At 53.7% G+C, this 18,512-nt stretch carries 15 protein-coding genes; 4 read left to right on the top strand and 11 right to left on the bottom strand.

Going from position 1 to position 18,512, the window contains the following annotated elements:
• Positions 1 to 7 precede the first annotated feature (7 nt).
• From IPL17_RS10200 to IPL17_RS10190, 3 genes are all read right to left on the bottom strand, one after another.
• Positions 8 to 2,911: a cation-translocating P-type ATPase gene (locus IPL17_RS10200; protein WP_345306983.1), complete on the bottom strand. Its 2,904-nt coding sequence runs from the start codon at positions 2,909 to 2,911 to the stop codon at positions 8 to 10.
• A 390-nt stretch (positions 2,912 to 3,301) separates the two neighbouring features.
• On the bottom strand, positions 3,302 to 3,679 hold the full coding sequence (locus IPL17_RS10195) for a phage holin family protein (protein ID WP_345306982.1): 378 nt from the start codon (positions 3,677 to 3,679) through the stop codon (positions 3,302 to 3,304).
• 160 nt (positions 3,680 to 3,839) lie between these two features.
• Positions 3,840 to 4,814, bottom strand: a complete 975-nt coding sequence (locus IPL17_RS10190) for a GNAT family N-acetyltransferase (RefSeq protein WP_345306981.1) — start codon at positions 4,812 to 4,814, stop codon at positions 3,840 to 3,842.
• A gap of 176 nt (positions 4,815 to 4,990) precedes the next feature.
• On the opposite strand from IPL17_RS10190, the gene IPL17_RS10185 reads away from it, so the two are divergent.
• Positions 4,991 to 7,468 (top strand): AAA family ATPase, encoded by a 2,478-nt coding sequence (locus tag IPL17_RS10185; RefSeq protein WP_345307000.1) that lies wholly within the window; start codon positions 4,991 to 4,993, stop codon positions 7,466 to 7,468.
• Positions 7,469 to 7,548: 80 nt separating this feature from the next.
• Here IPL17_RS10185 and IPL17_RS10180 read toward each other — a convergent pair whose 3' ends face one another.
• Together IPL17_RS10180 and IPL17_RS10175 are read right to left on the bottom strand one after the other, a co-directional pair.
• Positions 7,549 to 8,682, bottom strand: a complete 1,134-nt coding sequence (locus IPL17_RS10180) for a trypsin-like peptidase domain-containing protein (protein WP_345306980.1) — start codon at positions 8,680 to 8,682, stop codon at positions 7,549 to 7,551.
• A 16-nt stretch (positions 8,683 to 8,698) separates the two neighbouring features.
• Positions 8,699 to 9,604: a J domain-containing protein gene (locus IPL17_RS10175; RefSeq protein ID WP_345306979.1), complete on the bottom strand. Its 906-nt coding sequence runs from the start codon at positions 9,602 to 9,604 to the stop codon at positions 8,699 to 8,701.
• Between the two features lie 127 nt (positions 9,605 to 9,731).
• On the opposite strand from IPL17_RS10175, the gene IPL17_RS10170 reads away from it, so the two are divergent.
• Positions 9,732 to 10,313: a TIGR00730 family Rossman fold protein gene (locus tag IPL17_RS10170; RefSeq protein WP_345306978.1), complete on the top strand. Its 582-nt coding sequence runs from the start codon at positions 9,732 to 9,734 to the stop codon at positions 10,311 to 10,313.
• 40 nt (positions 10,314 to 10,353) lie between these two features.
• On the opposite strand, the gene IPL17_RS10165 is transcribed toward IPL17_RS10170, so the two are convergent.
• The 4 genes from IPL17_RS10165 to tmk are packed head-to-tail and all read right to left on the bottom strand — an operon-like array spanning position 10,354 to position 12,915.
• Positions 10,354 to 10,857, bottom strand: coding sequence for a ClbS/DfsB family four-helix bundle protein (locus IPL17_RS10165; RefSeq protein WP_345306977.1), 504 nt, complete (start codon positions 10,855 to 10,857; stop codon positions 10,354 to 10,356).
• Between the two features lie 10 nt (positions 10,858 to 10,867).
• The gene (locus tag IPL17_RS10160) at positions 10,868 to 11,551 is read right to left on the bottom strand and encodes a Type 1 glutamine amidotransferase-like domain-containing protein (RefSeq protein ID WP_345306976.1); all 684 of its coding nucleotides are present in this window, start codon (positions 11,549 to 11,551) and stop codon (positions 10,868 to 10,870) included.
• 3 nt (positions 11,552 to 11,554) lie between these two features.
• Positions 11,555 to 12,298, bottom strand: coding sequence for a type I methionyl aminopeptidase (map, locus tag IPL17_RS10155; protein ID WP_345306975.1), 744 nt, complete (start codon positions 12,296 to 12,298; stop codon positions 11,555 to 11,557).
• Positions 12,295 to 12,915, bottom strand: coding sequence for a dTMP kinase (tmk, locus tag IPL17_RS10150; protein ID WP_345306974.1), 621 nt, complete (start codon positions 12,913 to 12,915; stop codon positions 12,295 to 12,297). Before tmk ends, map begins: the two co-directional genes overlap by 4 nt.
• 145 nt (positions 12,916 to 13,060) lie before the next feature.
• Here tmk and IPL17_RS10145 point away from each other — a divergent pair, with 145 nt between their 5' ends.
• A complete protein-coding gene (locus IPL17_RS10145; RefSeq protein WP_345306973.1) occupies positions 13,061 to 14,218 on the top strand; it encodes a trypsin-like peptidase domain-containing protein in 1,158 nt (385 codons plus the stop codon).
• An 86-nt stretch (positions 14,219 to 14,304) separates the two neighbouring features.
• Here the strand turns inward: IPL17_RS10145 and IPL17_RS10140 are convergent, their stop codons facing one another.
• Both IPL17_RS10140 and IPL17_RS10135 read right to left on the bottom strand, forming a co-directional pair.
• Complete coding sequence (locus IPL17_RS10140) at positions 14,305 to 15,906, bottom strand: R3H domain-containing nucleic acid-binding protein (RefSeq protein WP_345306972.1); 1,602 nt, start codon at positions 15,904 to 15,906, stop codon at positions 14,305 to 14,307.
• A 254-nt stretch (positions 15,907 to 16,160) separates the two neighbouring features.
• Positions 16,161 to 17,003, bottom strand: coding sequence for a hypothetical protein (locus tag IPL17_RS10135; protein ID WP_345306971.1), 843 nt, complete (start codon positions 17,001 to 17,003; stop codon positions 16,161 to 16,163).
• A gap of 119 nt (positions 17,004 to 17,122) precedes the next feature.
• On the opposite strand from IPL17_RS10135, the gene IPL17_RS10130 reads away from it, so the two are divergent.
• Entirely contained in the window at positions 17,123 to 18,433 is a 1,311-nt protein-coding gene (locus IPL17_RS10130) for a DUF389 domain-containing protein (RefSeq protein ID WP_345306970.1), read from the top strand.
• Positions 18,434 to 18,512: the final 79 nt, after the last annotated feature.

Here is an 18,512-nt window from a genome sequence, read left to right as displayed (position 1 = left end):
TCTAATTCTATGCCTTGCTTCTTCGCAGGAAGAATTTGGTGATCTCCTCCGCCACAGCGGGCATCAGCGCAAGCCCAAGCACCACGCTCCATTCACGGCCAGTCAGGAAATGTGTGTTGAAGATCGGCTGCAGGAACGGAACCGCGCATACGATCAACAGCAGTGCGATGGAAAGTCCCACCGCGTATTGCATATATCTATTTGAGAAGAACCCGATCTGAAATACAGATGCGCGTTCCGAGCGGACCGTGTAGGCACGGAACAGTTCAGCGAGGGATAAAGTGACGAATGCCATCGTCTCGGCAGTTTGGACATCAATTCCGCGCCAATCATGCGCGAGGATGAAGGACAGCGCGTTCGTTCCTGACGGGATGATTGCTCCCGCTTCGAGATGCCAGATCAACCCCATCACGAAAGCGCCCAACACAGCTCCGGTTTGCACAATGGTCTGAATCACAATGCCAACACCCATCGAACGATTAACGATCGGTTCATTTTTTGCGCGCGGTTTGCGATCCATGATATCGGGATCGCCTTTTTCCATCGCAAGCGCCAGCGCGGGCGCGCCATCTGTAATGAGATTAAGCCACAAGAGTTGAATGGCGGTGAGCGGTGCAGGCAAGCCTGCCAGCGTGGCAAGGAAGATGATCATGATCTCTGCCACATTTGATGAAAGCAGGAAGAACACGAATTTTCGGATATTGCTATAGATGATACGTCCCTGCTGGACCGCCGAAACGATGCTGGCATAATTATCATCCGTCAGAACCATATCCGCTGTTCCCTTGGCGACATCTGTGCCTGTAATGCCCATTGCCACACCAATGTCGGCGCGCTTGATGGCGGGGGCATCATTCACGCCGTCGCCGGTCATCGCGACGATCTCGTCATTGGCTTGCAGAGCATCCACGATCCGCATTTTATGTTCAGGCGAAACACGCGCAAAGACATCTGTGTCTTCAATAATATTCTTTAATTCTTCATCGTCCATATCATCCAGAGCCGCGCCTGTGAGCACCTTCTTGCCGGGTCTCAAGAGACCGATCGCTTCGGCAATGGCCTTGGCTGTATTGGGGAAGTCACCCGTGATCATCACCGTGCGGATGCCCGCGTGGCGCGCACGCTCAAGAGCGGGTTTCACTTCCGTACGCGGCGGGTCGATCATGCCGACCAGACCCACGAAGACGAGATTCTTTTCCAGTTCTTCTGCTTTTATTTTTTCAGGATCATCAGGAACATCTCTTTCCAGACGATAGGCGAGACCCAGCACGCGCAGTGCATCCCTGGTCATCGCATCGTTCGCGGCCAGAATACGCTCCCTGGCCTCTTTGGTCATTGGCTGCGGCTTATCGTCCATGCCTTGATACTGCGTACACAGCTCAAGCACGATATCAGGCGCGCCTTTGACCGCGATCACATCCCAATTTTTATGTTTCTCATCATAGAACGGAGATGGGTCGTGCGGTTTTGGGTCTCGCACATCGTGAATGGTGATCATGCGCTTGCGTTCCGAGTCGAACGGTACTTCATTTTCGCGCGGATACGCCTCATCGATGTCGAGATGAATTGCCCCAGCCTTGGCGGCAGCCACCAGCAGCGAACCCTCTGTCGGGTCGCCCACGATACGATAGGTCTGTACCGCATCGTTCTCACCTGTTTTTTCAATGGTGGCATCGTTGTTCAACAGACCAAGCCAGAGCGTGGAAAGGATCGCGGGATATTTTTTCACATCCACTTTCGCGCCATCCACCTGGAATTCACCCTGGGGTGCGTATCCTGTTCCAGTCACATGCACAAATTGGTCGTCCGCCCAGATGCGGGTCACGGTCATTTCATTTTGAGTCAACGTGCCGGTTTTATCCGAACAAATGACGGTGGCAGAACCAAGCGTCTCGACCGAGGACAGTTTGCGGATGAGCGCGTGGCGCTGGATCATCTCGCGCATCCCAAGCGCCAGCGAGATCGTCACAACCGCGGGCAGACCTTCGGGCACGGCCGCGATCGCGAGGCTGATGGCGATGATGAATACTTCGGTGATCTGTTCGGCGAATTCGCCAAAATATGCGAGCGGACTTGTGAACAACTGACTGATATTTGTCTGGTTGATCAGCGCAACGATAAAGACAACCGCAACCAGGATCAACGAACCAATGCTGAGCGACCTGCCAAGCTGGTCAAGTCTTCTTTGTAAAGGCGTTTCTTCCGTTTCAACACTTTGCAGCATGGTGGCGATCAAGCCGAGCTGGGTACGCATCCCGGTACTGGTCACGACCCCGCGCCCGCGTCCATAATTGACGAGTGTCCCCAGAAAAGCTGTATTTTTTCTATCCCCCAGCGGAACATTCTTCTCAAGCACGGTTGCCGCGTTCTTTTGCACAGGCAGCGACTCGCCAGTGAGGGATGCTTCCTCCACCCGTAAATTAACTGCTTCAAGCAAACGCAGGTCCGCGGGAATAAAATTCCCAGCTTCCAGAAAAACGATATCGCCTGGCACCAGATTATAAGAAGGCACAGAACGGCGTACACCATCACGCAATACCTGCGCATCGGGTGCGGCCAGTTTTTTCAACGCCGCCAAAGCCTGTTCTGCCCGCTGCTCCTGTACAATGCCCAGCACGGAATTCAGAACAACGATCGCCATAATTGCAGCTGCTTCGACATAGTCGCCCAGCAGGGCGGAGATCACAGAAGCCACGATCAGCAGGATCACGACAAAGTTATTTAACTGCGCCCACAGCAAGGCAAGAAAGCCCGGGCGCGGCGCTTCTCTCAGCTGGTTTTGCCCATAATATTGCAGGCGTTTTTCAACTTCCGCTGAAGATAGTCCAGCATCCTGAACTTCAAGATGCTTTAAGACATCCTCTGCTTTTAGCGCATGCCATTCCTGATCTTTTATTTCTTCATGTGACATTCAAAATCTCCTGGATGAAGTTCCGCAGCCCAAACTCCAAAAAATATCGTTTCTCTGAAAATTAAAACGAGGCCACCACAGCCTCTGTGATGGTCTCGTCAACGCTTTCAAACGCACAAGCTGCCGATGGCGCGCGGAGCCTACCAATGGAATGACGACAACTCATTCCGCGGGGTGACAGGCGGCTACTCCCCAAACGTCACGTAGTGTATCCACATGCAAATGGATTGTCAAGCAGTGTGTCAAAATTGCGGATGGGGTAATGATTTGACAACTGGGGAAGTGTTATCAGGGTCCCGCGCTGAAACTGTTTTTGGAGATCATGGGAATAAAAAAAGTTCGGGACTGTGGTGTTCCGAACTTTTTATCCTTTTTCGTTTATCCGTAAAATTACTTCCGCTTGCCTTTCAACTCATCGCGCACGAGCAGGCTCAAGACCACGCTCACGAGACTGATCACGATACTGCCGAGCAGGGCGGGCCAGAAACCGTCCACGGTCAGTCCGAGGTTGAACGCCTGCCCGATCGAGCTGGTCAACATCAGCACGATCGTATTGATGACGACGGTGAACAGTCCAAGCGTGAGGATGATCAATGGGAATGTCAGCAGCTTAAGAATAGGCCGCACCAGCGCGTTCAACAAACCGATGATAAGCGCGAGCCATAACAAGCCTGTCCACTGTCCCTGAAAGTCAATGCCAGCCACGAATTGAACCGCAACATACAATGCGATCGCATTGATTGCCCAACGAAGAAAAAATTTAGTCATTGAAACTCCTTTTGATATATATGTCTTTGCGAGGAAGGCGCTTGCTCTTTCTGACCAGGCAATCTCATCATGTTTTGGAGATTGCTCACCGCATGATTTGCCAGGCAAATCAGGTACGCCGCTTTCGCAAATACGGAATATATTAAATACGCAGGCAGCCTCACAAAGTTGCCTGCATCCAGATCAGGGTACGCAATGATTTGAATCCAGCGGAAAAAATGGCATGGTCAAATTCACCGGATGGGAATTCCAACGCGATGGTTGGGTATAGTTGATGGAGATCGCGGCGTGCTTTAAGCAGCAGGGAAGTTAACGCATCTGGGTCCGACCCTTCGCCGGTTGCGGCGAAAAGGGATTCTCCGCGCCCATTGGGAATCCACGCCAGCGCGGCCTCCATGCGGTCATCCTTGACAGCCGTCCACTGGCGGATGCTCATGTCTATGAAAAGCAGGTACAGCCAGTTGGCGACGCCAGGCCGAAGGTAGTGAAAATTCCAGTTGCGGTGCCAGCTTAAAGGGTCGGGATAGAGACGTGTAAGCCAGTTGAGTTGTGTCTGCCAATCGCCCGGGTTTTTGCTGGTTACCGTGATATTCGGGTGCAGGAGCGTTGCGTTGAGGTCGGTATTCGCCTGCCAAGAAGTGCGCCGGGCGCGCTCCACAAACCCAAGCTTGGTATACAGTTCGATCGCCGCAGGGTTATCGTCGCGGACATGCAGCCAGATGTTCCCTACTTTCTTATCGTGCGCGTGTTTGATGGCGCGTTCGGTAAGGGCGCGCGCAATTCCATGACGGCGATAGTCCGGGTGGACCGCGACATTGGCGATCAGATAAACACGTTGATCTTTATTTCGAAATGGGACCAGGCTGGCGTTGCCGACGATCCTTCCGTTCTCCTCCCAGATATAACCCGTCAGCGGCAGGGATGTGGACTCGGCGGCACGGTTCGCCCATTGCAGGAAGGAATTATCCTTGCCGGCACGGCGCATATCCTGCACATAACGCCTGCCGTCACTGTCCATAGTGCTGGAGAAACACACCTCGATCAGGTCTGCAACCGCAGGCAGGTCCCTTAGTATGCTGAGCGGGCGCAGGTTGGCATGCTGCTCTGCGCGCGCAGGGATGGTGAAAGATGCCATATGGATATTATAGCTGTTTATTCATACACATTTCTTATGCCGTATATATCTTTTGCCAACTTTCCTTTTGTTATAATGCCCTATTGACTGACCGTAGACTTTAGACTACAGACCCGCGTAACTGTCCGTTGTTCATTGTCTTTTTTCCTGTCAGCCAACGGAGGTTACCCCTTATGATGCGATTTGATAGATTTACCGAAAGAGCGCAGGAGGCCGCGCAGCGTGCCGCCGAGATCATCCAGCGCTACGGACACAACCAGATAGACACCGAACACATCCTGCTGGCTCTTATTGAACAGCCCGGCGGTGTGATTCCCCAAATCCTTGAGAAATTAAACGTCAGCGCCGAAGCCCTGACCGAACGGCTGGACGCCACTCTGCGGGCCAGCCCGAAGGCGAACATCTTCGGCGGCGGCGCGGGACAGATCTTCATCACGCCGCGCGTCAAGCGGATCATTGATCTTGCCAACGAAGAAGCCAACCGCCTGAAGGATGAATACATTTCCACCGAGCATATCTTCCTCGCCATCCTGACCGAGCGCAACACCCCCGCCGCCCGCATCCTGGAAAGCGCCGGGCTGACCCGCGACCGCGTCTACGATTCAATTCAAGATTTGCGCGGTGGACAGCGTGTGACCGATCCGCAGGCCGAGACGAAATACCGTACCCTCGAAAAATATTCGCGCGACCTGACCCAATTGGCGCGCGAAGGCAAACTTGACCCGGTCATTGGCCGCGACAAGGAAATTTTGCGCCTGATCCAGATCCTTTCCCGCCGCACCAAGAACAACCCGGTTCTGATCGGCGAAGCAGGTGTCGGCAAGACCGCCATTGCGGAAGGGTTGGCGCAGAAGATCGCCAGCAACGATGTGCCCGAGATCCTATCGGGCAAGAAAGTCGTCGCGCTTGATCTCGGCGCGATGATCGCCGGGTCGCGCTTCCGCGGTGAATTTGAAGAACGCCTCAAAGCCGTGATGGATGAAGTCCAGCGCTCGAAGGGCGATGTGATCCTGATGATCGACGAACTGCACACGGTCGTCGGCGCGGGAGCGGCGCAAGGTGCGATGGATGCGTCCAACATGCTTAAGCCGGCGCTCGCGCGCGGCGAACTGCAATGTATTGGCGCGACCACACTGGATGAGTTCCACAAACATATTGAAAAAGATGCGGCGCTTGAAAGACGTTTCGCTCCCATCCATGTGGATGAGCCGAGCGTGGACGATACGATCAAGATGCTGCACGGCTTGCGCGACCGCTATGAAGCCCATCACAAAGTCCATTTTTCGGACGAAGCCCTCACCGCCGCAGCCCGCCTGGCTGACCGCTACGTGACCGATCGTCACCTGCCCGACAAAGCCATTGACCTGATCGACGAAGCCGCGGCCAAAGTCCGCGTGGCGTTGTATTCCATGCCTCCCGATCTAAAATCCATGAAGACCGATGTGGACCGCCTGCGCGCGGAAGAAGAGCAGGCCGGCTTGGAACGCGATTACGAACGTGCCGCGCAAAAGAAGGCCGAACGGCTGCGTCTTGAAACTGAGTACGCAGAAAAACGTGATAAATGGGAAACCGAACATCAACTCGATGAAGTGGTCGATGTGGATGATATCGCTTCGGTCGTGCATCAATGGACGGGCATCCCTGTCAACCAGATGCTTGAGACTGAGTCTGTAAAACTCCTGCACATGGAAGCGCGTTTGCACGAGCGCATCATCGGTCAGGAGGAAGCCATCCACGCGGTCTCGGACGCAATTCGCCGCGCGCGTTCTGGTTTGAAAGATCCTGCCCGGCCGATCGGCTCCTTTATTTTTATCGGCCCGTCCGGGGTCGGCAAGACCGAGCTGGCAAAAGCCCTGGCATGGTTCATGTTCGATGATGAGGAAGCGCTTGTCCGCATTGATATGTCCGAATATCGCGAACAGCACACGGTCAGCCGCCTGTTTGGCGCGCCTCCGGGATATGTCGGTTACGAAGAAGGCGGTCAGCTCACGGAGGCGGTCCGCCGTCGCCCGTACCGCGTGGTGCTATTCGATGAAATTGAAAAGGCGCATCCCGAAGTGTGGAATGCCCTGCTACAAATTTTGGATGACGGCCGCTTGACGGATGGACAGGGCAAGGTGGTGGACTTCCGCAATACGGTTCTGATCATGACCTCGAACCTGGGTACTGAATATGTGACAAAAGGCGGCACCCTCGGATTCCTCACCCAAAAAGCAGATGATGATGAGCGTGCCATGCACGACAAGATCGAGAAAGCGCTCAAAGCCGCCTTCCGACCGGAGTTCATCAACCGCGTGGATGAGACCATTATGTTCTCGCCGCTGACCGTTGAGCAGATGGAAGAGATCGTTGTTCTACAGATGAAGGAAGTGCAAGACCGCTTGAACGAACACGATATCACAGTACAACTCAGCGACGCCGCCCGCATCTGGCTGGCGAAGGAAGGCTTTGATCCCGCCTTCGGCGCGCGTCCGCTGCGCCGTGCGATCCAAAAATATGTCGAAAGCCCGCTCTCTGTGGAATTGCTCGGCGGTAAATACAAGGATGGCGTGGTTGTGCAGGTGGATGTGGACGCCGAGGCGAACAAGATCATATTCCACACCACTGCGGCCGCCAGGAAGTCAAAATCAAAGCAACAAAAAATTGAAGCGTAGCAACGCAAGGCTTATTAAAGCCTGCTGTTCAAAGTTAATATAAAAATCTCCGAGTTCTTTTAGAACTCGGAGATTTTGTTTTATGGGCGCTTATCCAATTTTATGGGCACATCCACTTTTTCGCTGCCGCGCAGTACGGTCAATGTGACCGTGTCGCCAGGCCCTTTGTTCGTGATGAGATATGCCAGCAGTTCATCAAACGTGCGGATGTCCCGCCCGTCGATGGCGACGATCAGGTCACCGCCGCCAAACAATCCCGTAATGGCGGTGGAGGTGGTCCCGGCTTTTATTCCGGCTTGTTCTGCGGGACCGCCCGCAACAACATCAGTGACATAGGCTCCGGTAAACGAGCTGAGTCCCAACTCCTTGACAACTTCCAGGCTTAATGAATCCATGGATGAGATGCCCAAAAATGGATAATCATATTTGCCGGTTTCGATCAAAACAGGAGCGACGCGTTTGACCATATTGACCGAAATGGCAAAACCAATTCCAGAATTGACCGGTTCGCCTGCGCTGGTCGAGCTTACCGTGCGAATGGCGCGATTAATGCCGACCACCTCACCATTGGTATTAAAGAGCGGACCGCCGGAATTGCCGGGGTTAATGGCGGCATCTGTTTGGATGATATCGCCGGCAGTGAATGGCCGCCCATCCGGAGTTTCATGGATGGCGTCCAACGTGCGCCCAAGCGCGGAGATGATGCCGACGGTCATGGTGCCGTCCAGACCAAACGGGTTGCCAATGGCCACCACGGTCTGACCAACTTTCAGCGCGTCTGAATCGCCGAGCGGGAGCGGATGAAGCTCTTCAGCCGGAGCGTCCACTTTGATAATGGCGAGGTCTGAATCAGTATCTGTCCCAACGAGCGTCCCATACGACATGAAGCCGGACATAAACCTGACTTCGATGGTTGTCGCGCCTTCGACCACATGGAAATTGGTAATGACATGTCCCTGCCCGTCGTACACAAAACCAGATCCCTGTCCCTGGTCTGTAATGATGGCAACGGTGCCCGGGCTGACGTTTTCATACAGCGCCACCAAACCACCCGACTGGGAGGCGGGGTTTTCAGCATTTGAAATGATCGGGGCAATGGCCTGAACCGATTCAGCCACAGACGCGGGCTGTTGATTGGATAACGGTAAAGACTGACAAGCCAGCATGGCCGCGATCAAAACAGTAAAAGCCAGAATGCTTCGCTTTGTTTTCATAAAAATCTCCTCTACACTAAAACTTGATTCGTGCCGCTTCTTCAAGCAATTCTCTCTGCTTGGACGACAATTGCCTGGGAATTTGTACTTTCAACTTCACAAAAAGATCGCCCTTTGTTTTCGGGTCCTTCACGTGCGGCATGCCGCGCCCCGCAAGACGAAAGACCTGGTCTACCTGTGTGCCGGCCGGAATGTTCAACTTGACCTTGCCGGTGGGCGTTTCGACATCGGTCTCGCCGCCGAGGATCAACGTGAACACGCTTAATGTGGATGTCGTGGTCAGGGACTGCCCATCGCGTTCGAAATTATCGTCTTCAGCGACATTTACGATCAGATAAAGATCGAGTCCATCGGGACCCGCGCCTGCCACTCTTACTTTTGAACCGGTCTTCACCCCGGCAGGGATGCGCACCTGCAGTTTGCGTCCATTGCTTTGCAGATGGCGTAATGTACCGCCATACGCCTCTTGAAAACTGATCTGAATTTCCTGCTGGTAGCCTTGCTGTTGCTGCTGTTGTCCAGCCTGACCACGCGCAGAGTTTCGCATCGCCTCACCGAAGATGGTGCGGAAAAAATCTGAAAAGCCGCCTGCCCCCCCCAGTGGATCATCGCCGCCTGCATAATTTCTTTGTTGACCATTCTGCTGAAACCAGTCATCCCAGCGGAAGTCTGCGGGCCGCCCGCCGCTCGATCGAAAATCAGTGTAGGCGCTCCCCAACTGGTCATAACGAGCGCGCTTTTGATCATCGCTCAAGACCTGGTAGGCCTCGTTGATCTCCTTGAACTTATCCTCGGCCTTTTTGTCGCCGGGGTTTTTATCCGGATGAAATTTCATGGCCAGCTTGCGATATGCCGTGCGGATATCATCCGCGCTGGATTTGCGGTCCACACCGAGTATTTTGTAATAATCCTTATAGTCCATAATACTATTGTTATCACCGCGCAATGGCTGAGTCAAGCGCCCAACAGGCACACTAACACAACTCTAACCTGTGAAAATTTGTGATACAGTTGCAGAAAATATTCTACAAAGGGAAGATAAATAGAGAATGAAATCAATATGTGTTTATTGTGGGTCTTCTGACCTGGTTCACGCCGATTACAGGACTGCCGCCCATACAATGGGCAGGATGCTCGCTCAAAGAGGGATTCGTCTCATCTATGGCGGCGGTAAAACAGGGTTAATGGGCGAAGTGGCGAATGGGGCGTTATCCGCCGGAGGCGATGTAATTGGGGTCATCATCCCGTCCATGAACACCACCGCCCTCGCGCATAGCGGTCTGACACAGATGGATGTCGCCCCTGACATGCATGGACGCAAGGCGCGCATGCACGAACTCGCGGATGGATACATTGCCCTGCCCGGCGGTTTCGGCACCTGGGATGAACTCTTCGAAACCATCACCTGGGCGCAGACCGGGGCGCATGAAAAACCTGTCGGAATGTTAAATGTAAAAAATTATTATGTTCCCCTGCTCGCCGCCATGGATCATGCCGTGATGGAAGGCTTTATTTTTCCCGAGCATCGCAAAGCCGTGTTCTGCGAATCAGACCCTGTAAAATTAATGGATGCCATGGAAAAATATGTGCATCCGCATGCCGCCGTCAAAAGATGGTTGAAGGAAGACTGAACAAACCTCCCGCAGACTTGTTTTCTGCGGGAGTATTGCTTTACGCCTGTACCGTCTTTTCAATGGTCTTGCGGTGTTCTTCAAAATGTTCAATGGTATCTCCCAGCACCCAAAGGACCAATGGCCGTTTTTCAGGGTCGTCAGGATGACGGGGTGCCATCAAGTTTTCAAATGTCATCGAATCCAATTTATTTGTCAGTTGTCGATAGACCTGCATCATTTCATCCAAAACATCCTGCCGTGAACGTTCGCGGTTTCTCTCAAACAAAAGCGGATTGATAATATTAAAATCCCAGTCTTTGACGGCTGCGGGGGAAACACCCAGGACCTCATGACTCGGACGATGATCCATGTGATACCCCATCAACACCTTCATCCATTCCGTCAGATGAGCCAGGTTATCCCTGGGCGACCAGCCGCCTTCATCTGGAGATGTCATTTGCCGGTCGGTAAGTTTTTCTGCGACAGCCCTTAACAGTATCCACTCTCTTTCGATCGCGGACATTAATTCCTGTTTATCTTTGGGGATCCATTGTTCGGTCATTGGACAACTCCTATAATGTGATCAACTGATGCTCTTCAAGTTTTTCTTTTTCCTGTCCTTTACGCAGGATCCATGCCTCGCCGCGGACAAGCGTTGTTTTCTTTCCGATAACTTTTACATACGCGCCGTCAGACATCATGACCACAGGGTTGTCATGGAAGAAATGATAATCCGCCAGCCACTCATCTTTTACAGATTGACCATACGCATCCAGCGGATAATGAGGCGAGAAATTAAAAGGCGTCACATTCAACCCTTCAAAAGTTGATGTTGCGACCGTGTTCATATCTTTGGATGTGAGAATGTTCGGTCCGCATAAAATCGCGCCGGCGCTGAATGCGACCACAGGCAGTCCTGCCTGAACTTTCTTGCGCAGAAAAAGCATTAATCGGCTGACGTGCAGGCGGTGATTGAGCAGGAATGTGTTTCCACCTGGGATATACACCAATGAAGCGCGGCGGATAATGTCTTCCATCTGCGTCAACGACATGGTCTCAGCATTGATCGTTTCGAGGCGCGCCAAACTCTTAAAGGAATTTTCTGTATCCACCTGCCATCTCTCAGCGTAAAGAGATGCGAGCGGCAGATACGCCACCGTAGCGTCATCCTTATCTTTTAGATAAGGCCGGCTGGCTTCGATGATATAGCGAATATCATCTTTGCCGGGCGAGGAGAACAGATGCAGGTTGGGCATTCTTTAGACCGTAAGAATGATCGGCTCGTTCTTTGTGACGATGACCGTGTGTTCGAATTGAGCGGCGATCGTGCGGTCGATCGTCCGCAGCGACCAGCCATCCCGTTCTTCGAAAACGTGTCCTTTGCCGGTGGTGAGGAAAGGCTCAATGGCCAGTACCAGACCTTCTTCAAGAATGCGGCGGTCTTTGGGCTTGTTATAGTTGAACACTTCAGCGGGAGCTTCGTGTAATTTATGCCCGATGCCGTGACCGGTCAGATCAAAAATGACGCCGTATCCGTTGCGTTGGGCTTCCTGTTGAATGGTTTGACCGATCAAATTGAGCGGATTCCCCGCCACAGCAACCTGCAGCGCCTTCTCAAGCGCGGACCTGGCAGCCGCGAGCAGTTTTTCATATTCAGGCACCTGCCTGGCAATGACCATCGAAGCGCCGGTGTCTCCGTAATAGCCGTTCATCTCAGCCGAGACATCGATATTGACCAGGTCGCCTTCCTGCAAAACACGTTCATTGGGAATGCCGTGCGCGATGACCGGCGACACGCTGATGCAGGTCGCGCCGGGAAAATGATACATCGCCATCGGCGCGGATTGAGCGCCTGCTTTTTTCAGGAACTCCATGCCGATATTGTCCAACTCCAATGTGGTCATGCCGGGTCTGGCGCGTTCCATCATGGTCTGCAAGGTCATGGCACAGATATGACCAATGGCTTTCAGATGTTTGATATCTTCTTCTGATTGAACGATCATGATCCAGTTAATCCTGTCATAATGACTTTCTTCAACTCTGCCTGCACATCATCCCACTTCTGATCTGAGTTAACCACAACCCAGCGCCGTGGTTCCTGCCTGACCATTTCCAAATATCCCGCGCGGACTCTTTCGTAGAATTTCACTTCATGATCGTCCATGCGATTCCATTCGGACTCGTTTTGTTTCTTTCGTTTCAGTCCGACCTCCACATCGAGGTCAAGCAAGATCGTCAGGTCGGGAGTCAATCCGCCGGTGGCGTATTTCACCAGCGCGCGCACCTGTTCCAGATCCTGCTGATGTCCATAGCCTTGATAGGCGATGGTTGAATCATAATAACGATCTGAGATCACAACTTCGCCCGCAGTTAAACGCGGCTTGATGACCTGCTCCACGATCTGCGCGCGCGCGGCTTGATAGAGCAAGGTCTCGGTGCGCGGGTGCATCTCGGTATTCTTCAAGTCATGCAGAATATCGCGGACCTGCTCGCTGATGGACGTCCCGCCCGGTTCACGGGTGGGGAAAACGGTATGCCCCTTCTCGCGCAAATATTCCACGAGGTAGGGGATGTGTGATGTCTTGCCGGAGCCTTCGGGGCCTTCCAAAGTAATGAACATGTCGTCTCTTGATGGAAAGAATGATGTTGATATTTTCTACAAATCTCTTACAAGATTATTAACCTGGTTTAATTTTAACGCCGATAATTTAATTTTGTTGTCATCTTCGCGTGCAAAAATATTTTTACTACTATCGGAGGTAAAAATGTCCTGGAAAAAAATAATCTACCTTTTACTGGTCATGGTCATTGCCGGGCTATCGGCATTGACAGGCGCTGCCGCGGGCGGCGCGGCTGTCTACACAGTTGTCAGCAGGGAGCAAGCCGGCAATCTGTTCACTTCAATTCCCATGTTCGCATCCGACCCCAATAATAACACCCCGGGCCAAACACTCGTCCTTAATTCCACAGATGTGGAAACTGCCATCACTCAAGCCGTACAAAAAGTCGGTCCGGCGGTTGTGACGATCGTGGGAACCATTCCCGGCCAGATGACCTTTTTCGGTCAGACCGGCGATCAAACCGTCAGCGGCAGCGGATTCTTCATATCCGACGAGGGTTACATCCTGACGAACAACCATGTGGTTGAAGGAACCAAGGAAGTCAGCATCATCCTGTCTGATGGGAGGGAGGAAAAAGCCGCGCTTGTTGGCACAGATCCATATTCTGATATCGCCATCTTGAAGACAGAAGGGGCTGTGCCGTCCGTCGCAGTGCTTGGAAATTCAGACCTGCTCAATTCCGGTGAATCAGTGATCGCGATCGGGTCTCCGCTGGGAGATTTTAAGAACACGGTTACGGTCGGCGTGGTCAGCGGCACGGGGCGCTCGATCGACACCGGTCAGGGCTACCAGGTCGAAGGGTTGATCCAAACTGACGCCGCCATCAATCAAGGCAATTCGGGCGGACCGCTCGTCAACCTGGCCGGTGAAGTGATCGGCGTCAACAACATGATCGTGCGCGGTTCCGCAAGCGGCGCTGTTGCGGAAGGATTGGGATTCGCGATCCCGGTCAATACCGCCCAGGCTGTCGCGAATCAAATTGTGGCGCAAGGCTATTTCTCGCGGCCGTTCATGGGCATCAGCTATCAGGCCATTTCGCCGGACATTGCCGCCAATTACAATTTACCGGTGCAATGGGGCGTGTATGTGACCAAGGTCGCCGCTGACAGCCCCGCCAGCAAAGCCGGCCTGCAGGCCGATGACATCATCATCAGCCTCAACAATGTGAAAATGGATGAAACGCATAACTATCTGAATGTCCTGTACACCTATAAGCCCGGCGACCAGGTCACATTGGGTGTGATGCGTGATGGCAAAGAGATCACGATCCAGATCACCCTTGGCGAGTCAAGTCAAACGTAAAATAAAGCAGACAGGTACAAATGGAAAGAGGTAAACAAGTGTAATTCGCCTTGTTTACCTCTTTCCTTGTTTAAGTATTTTCCTTCTTATTCCCTGAAAATCCTGACATGCCTTCTTGGTTCTTTTCCATAGGAATGTGATACCAACTCGGCATTACGTGCCAGTTCATGCTGCAATCTCCGCACAAGCGAGGTGCCGGGCGGCAAATCCACCCAGCGCTCACCATTCAGCACGGCAGAGATGGCTTGCTGGGTCTCTTCGCGCACACTGTCCATGCTGTCACGCGGATGCTGCTGCTCGCTGATGTTGTACAGGTCGCCAAGGAATTGCTCCACCTGCGCCACCGTGTTCGCGCGCAGGACATAAATGGGCAGGCCGCGATGCTCGGCATCCATCACTGTCTGTTCACGGTTACGGTAATACGTGCGCAGCGTGACCAGCGCGTCCGCTTCACCGACATCCGTGACCACGACCGCCGGCACGCCCAGTCTCTTCGCGGCTTGCGAGAGTCTATTGCGCGCCACCCCGTACGCGTACACTCGCACCGTTTGTAAAGGCGATGTCAGGACGGGAGGAGCGGGAGTCTGCTTGGATGAAGGAGCCTGTTCCTCGATAACGGGAGCAGGCTGACGTCCGCGCCGAGGCGCTTTGGTGACATCCTTCACTTCCATTTTCGACTTGGGAGTTGGCGCGGCTTTCTCGATCACGATCTTCCCTTCGGCATCGCGCGTGCGCACTTCTGCCGGCAGGGGCGAGCCGCGCAAAAGCGAATCCACCGATTCACTGATATCCAGATGAACAGCGAAGCGGTCGCGGGTTTGGATCTCGATCACCACATCAAAGGTCGGGGGGGAACGTCTCTCCAGCACCGTCTTCTGGGTGCCGCGCCGGCGGGCTTCTTCGTCTGAAAGTGTGACCGCTTCGATGCCGCCGACCAGGTCGCTGAGAGTCGGGTTGAGCAAAAGATTATCGAGGGTCTGACCATGCGCCGTGCCGATCAACTGCACACCGCGTTCGGCGATGGTGCGCGCCGCCTGCGCTTCGAGTTCGCGCCCGATCTCGTCAATGACGATGACCTCGGGGTTGTGATTCTCAACGGCTTCGATCATCACTTCATGCTGCTGCATGGGCTGGCTGACCTGCATGCGGCGCGCCCTGCCCACGGCCGGATGCGGCACATCGCCGTCTCCGCCGATCTCATTGGAGGTATCCACGATAACAACGCGTTTGTTCTCAGCCAGGATGCGCGCGGCTTCACGCAGGAGGGTGGTCTTGCCAACGCCGGGCCGTCCGAGAATGAGCACGGACTTGCCCGATTCGATGATGTCTTGAATGATATCCACCGTGCCATACACGGCGCGCCCCACGCGGCAGGTTAAACCAACGATCACTCCGCGCCGGTTGCGGATGGCGGAGATGCGGTGCAGGGTGCGTTCCATACCGGCGCGGTTGTCGGCGTCAAAGGTGCCGATGCGCTCCGTGATGTGGTCGATCTCTGTACGTGTGATCTCTTTTTCCAACAAAGTGATTTCGTTTTCAACGAAACGCGCGGCGGGCATACGCCCCAGATCGATCACGATCTCGAGCAGTTTATCGCTATTGTTTATTTTTTCCACAGCGTGGCGGATGGTTGTGGGAAGCACTTCGAGCAGGGCTTCCAGGTCGTCTGTAATTCGATGTTGAGTCATGGTTAAGGTACCAGGTAATTATGTGTCAAGTGTCAGGTTCCATGTTTGCAGTCCTGGGCGTGCCGAAGGATTGAAACTTGAAACAGTTATTTGCGCGCAAAAAAAACTGCGCGGTTTGATTTTGGGAAAAGTTAGCGGGAAATGTGGAACATGGCAACATGCCTGCCTTGTTGAAGAAAGTCACGCGCCGGGCATTGGTCACGTGCAGACATATTATAGCAGTCTCCCCGTTAACGATAAATTAAAGGCGTATGTTAATTTCGTTGATCTTCCAGAGCGGTCCGCGCATACTTTTTATGCCAGTTCTTAAGCACGTGATAGACCACAGGTGCGTTGGGTCTTAACCCGGATATGCGGATGGGCTTCCCCTTCGCCAAATTAAGCGCCACAAAATAATCCTTCCCATTGCGGGTTTGGGTGAACTGCAATTCGACCGAAGCGATCTCAGCGGCAGGCAGTATCTTTTCCCTTGAAAGATACTTTATAAGCATGGAGCTTCCGTTCAGCGTCACCGACTGCGGCATGGAAAACACCATCCAAAAAAGTACCGCGTTAATGATGACGACCAGCAGGATGGGGAGCATCACGACCACAGGTTCCCCGGGAGTGTCCAAAAACGCGATCGAAAATCCGATCAAAATCCCCAGCGTGAGCAGCGCCAGCACGACCAGCAAGGTCAGGACGGGTACGCCTCTTTTCATTTCGCTGAATGCCAGCGGATCGAACAGGTCAGGCCGTTTCGTGCCGATCCATTCCACGATCTCGGCGTAGCCGGGCAGCTGCACATTCGGGCTGACCGTCACATCGCCGTCGAGGTTATGCAGTTTGACCGCATTCCCGCTGCCCGAGATACGGCTGATCTCACTCCAGCGCAGCGACTTTGTACCAAAGAGACTGCGCGTGGATATCTCGTCGTCTGAAACCGCGGTACTGATCGACATCACATACACAATTCCCAAAATACCCGCAAAGGGGATCAAAAAAGCGTACCCCGCGTAACGGTTCACGAACAGCAAAACAACCCCTGACAGCCCAAGCAAAATAATGAGCAATCCCATTTGAATAAGTGAGTGACGATAGACACGCGGTTCATTCATGGTATTCACCCTGTCCCTTATTGATTCGAATACTGCCGTTTTATGATTGACTCTCTCTAGTATAATTGCGGCATGAATTTGCGTGTAAAGTAATCTCATTGCAGTTCCTAAAAAAAACTATGCCTCTTTCTGATGAACCCATCATTCCCCTAGAACCGTCTCCCCGACCGGCGCACGACCCCAACGCAGGGCGCGGACGCCGCCGGCGCGTGACCCGTCGCGACATGATCCCCAATGATGCGGTCGGACAAGCCGCGTTCGTTTTCGATCTTGCGCGCCGCGCGTACCCATCCTTCGAATTATTCGTCTTCTCACTGGTGTGCGGAGCGATCCTCGGGCTGGGGTACCTGTTGGATTCACAGGCTGTACTTTTACTCGGCATTCTTGTCGCGCCGTTGATGACTCCCTGGGTGGGTTTTCTGCTCTCCATTCTGACAGGCTCGCCGCGTTTTCTCTTTGAAACATTCATGGCGCTGCTCATCAGCGCCGGCATTATTTTCCTGGGCGGCGTGTTAACCGGGTTCGCCGCGCGCCTCTTCCTGCCGATCACGCTTACCAACGTTTTCACACATTCGCGCTTGTGGATCCCGGAACTGGTCGTGCTTATCATCGGCGCGATCACATTGGTGATCTCATTTGCGCGTTCAGAAAACAAGCCCTTCCTGCCCAGCGTTGTGATCGCCTACACATTCTTTTTGCCGATCAGCGCAAGCGGATTTGGTCTCGGCTCCGGTCTGGAAGGTCTTTGGCCGCAAGGCGCGCTCGTCGCGGCCGTACATTTTGCGCTGGCAAGCATCTTCGGTCTGGGCACGCTCTTTCTCTTAAGACTCCGCCCGTCGAAATGGGGCATCGTGATCAGCCTGATCGCGCTGGTGCTCTTCGCGGGCGTCCTTTATCGTTTGATGGGAGCCGGCATCCCGTCCGGTCAAGCCGCGAGCATCGCCACATCCACACCCGCGTTCGAGTCTACAGAACTGCCCGCTGCAAGCCCGACCCGCAGCCTGCCAACCCCGACGAAGAATAGTCCCAGCCCCTCAGCGACGGTCGCGGCCACCAAAGCCCTGTTAGGCACGGCGGTGCCCTTGACAGTAGCGGTGACATTGCCTGTGACTGAAACACCCACCATCACAATGACCATTGAGCCGACACCGATATTCGGTCAGGTAAGCGCGAGGGAGGGCGGCGGCGCGAACCTGCGTGAAGTGCCGAACGGAACCCTGCTGCGGACTCTCAACAACGGCACGATCGTGGAAGTTTCATCAGAATTCCGACTCGTGAACGGCGTGACATGGGTAAAGGTTGCCGTCACGCTCAATGGTGAGCGCGTGGAAGGCTGGCTGTTGGAATCGACAGTGACCTACGCCACCCCTGCGCCAAACTTTGAAGCGTCAGCGACGCCATCCATTGGTCTGCTGACCGTGGTTCCGTAAAAGAAAATTAAAGATGTCGTTGCGAGGAGCGCTTCTTGCCCCCCGTTCGTTGCGCAGGTAGCAACCTCCTTGGGAACAA

Source organism: Candidatus Villigracilis saccharophilus (assembly GCF_016711665.1).
This window is presented reverse-complemented; position numbering and strand designations above follow the sequence as displayed.

What these genes read in the sequence shown, in the direction of transcription:
- IPL17_RS10160 (WP_345306976.1), bottom strand. Translation starts at nt 11,551, where the DNA reads ATGCCCAACCTGCATCTGTTCTCCTCGCCCGGCAAAGATGATATTCGC.
- IPL17_RS10200 (WP_345306983.1), bottom strand. Translation starts at nt 2,911, where the DNA reads ATGTCACATGAAGAAATAAAAGATCAGGAATGGCATGCGCTAAAAGCA.
- IPL17_RS10140 (WP_345306972.1), bottom strand. Translation starts at nt 15,906, where the DNA reads ATGACTCAACATCGAATTACAGACGACCTGGAAGCCCTGCTCGAAGTG.
- IPL17_RS10190 (WP_345306981.1), bottom strand. Translation starts at nt 4,814, where the DNA reads ATGGCATCTTTCACCATCCCTGCGCGCGCAGAGCAGCATGCCAACCTG.
- IPL17_RS10135 (WP_345306971.1), bottom strand. Translation starts at nt 17,003, where the DNA reads ATGAATGAACCGCGTGTCTATCGTCACTCACTTATTCAAATGGGATTG.
- IPL17_RS10195 (WP_345306982.1), bottom strand. Translation starts at nt 3,679, where the DNA reads ATGACTAAATTTTTTCTTCGTTGGGCAATCAATGCGATCGCATTGTAT.
- IPL17_RS10165 (WP_345306977.1), bottom strand. Translation starts at nt 10,857, where the DNA reads ATGACCGAACAATGGATCCCCAAAGATAAACAGGAATTAATGTCCGCG.
- IPL17_RS10130 (WP_345306970.1), top strand. Translation starts at nt 17,123, where the DNA reads ATGCCTCTTTCTGATGAACCCATCATTCCCCTAGAACCGTCTCCCCGA.
- tmk (WP_345306974.1), bottom strand. Translation starts at nt 12,915, where the DNA reads ATGTTCATTACTTTGGAAGGCCCCGAAGGCTCCGGCAAGACATCACAC.
- IPL17_RS10145 (WP_345306973.1), top strand. Translation starts at nt 13,061, where the DNA reads ATGTCCTGGAAAAAAATAATCTACCTTTTACTGGTCATGGTCATTGCC.
- IPL17_RS10175 (WP_345306979.1), bottom strand. Translation starts at nt 9,604, where the DNA reads ATGGACTATAAGGATTATTACAAAATACTCGGTGTGGACCGCAAATCC.
- IPL17_RS10180 (WP_345306980.1), bottom strand. Translation starts at nt 8,682, where the DNA reads ATGAAAACAAAGCGAAGCATTCTGGCTTTTACTGTTTTGATCGCGGCC.
- IPL17_RS10170 (WP_345306978.1), top strand. Translation starts at nt 9,732, where the DNA reads ATGAAATCAATATGTGTTTATTGTGGGTCTTCTGACCTGGTTCACGCC.
- map (WP_345306975.1), bottom strand. Translation starts at nt 12,298, where the DNA reads ATGATCGTTCAATCAGAAGAAGATATCAAACATCTGAAAGCCATTGGT.
- IPL17_RS10185 (WP_345307000.1), top strand. Translation starts at nt 4,991, where the DNA reads ATGCGATTTGATAGATTTACCGAAAGAGCGCAGGAGGCCGCGCAGCGT.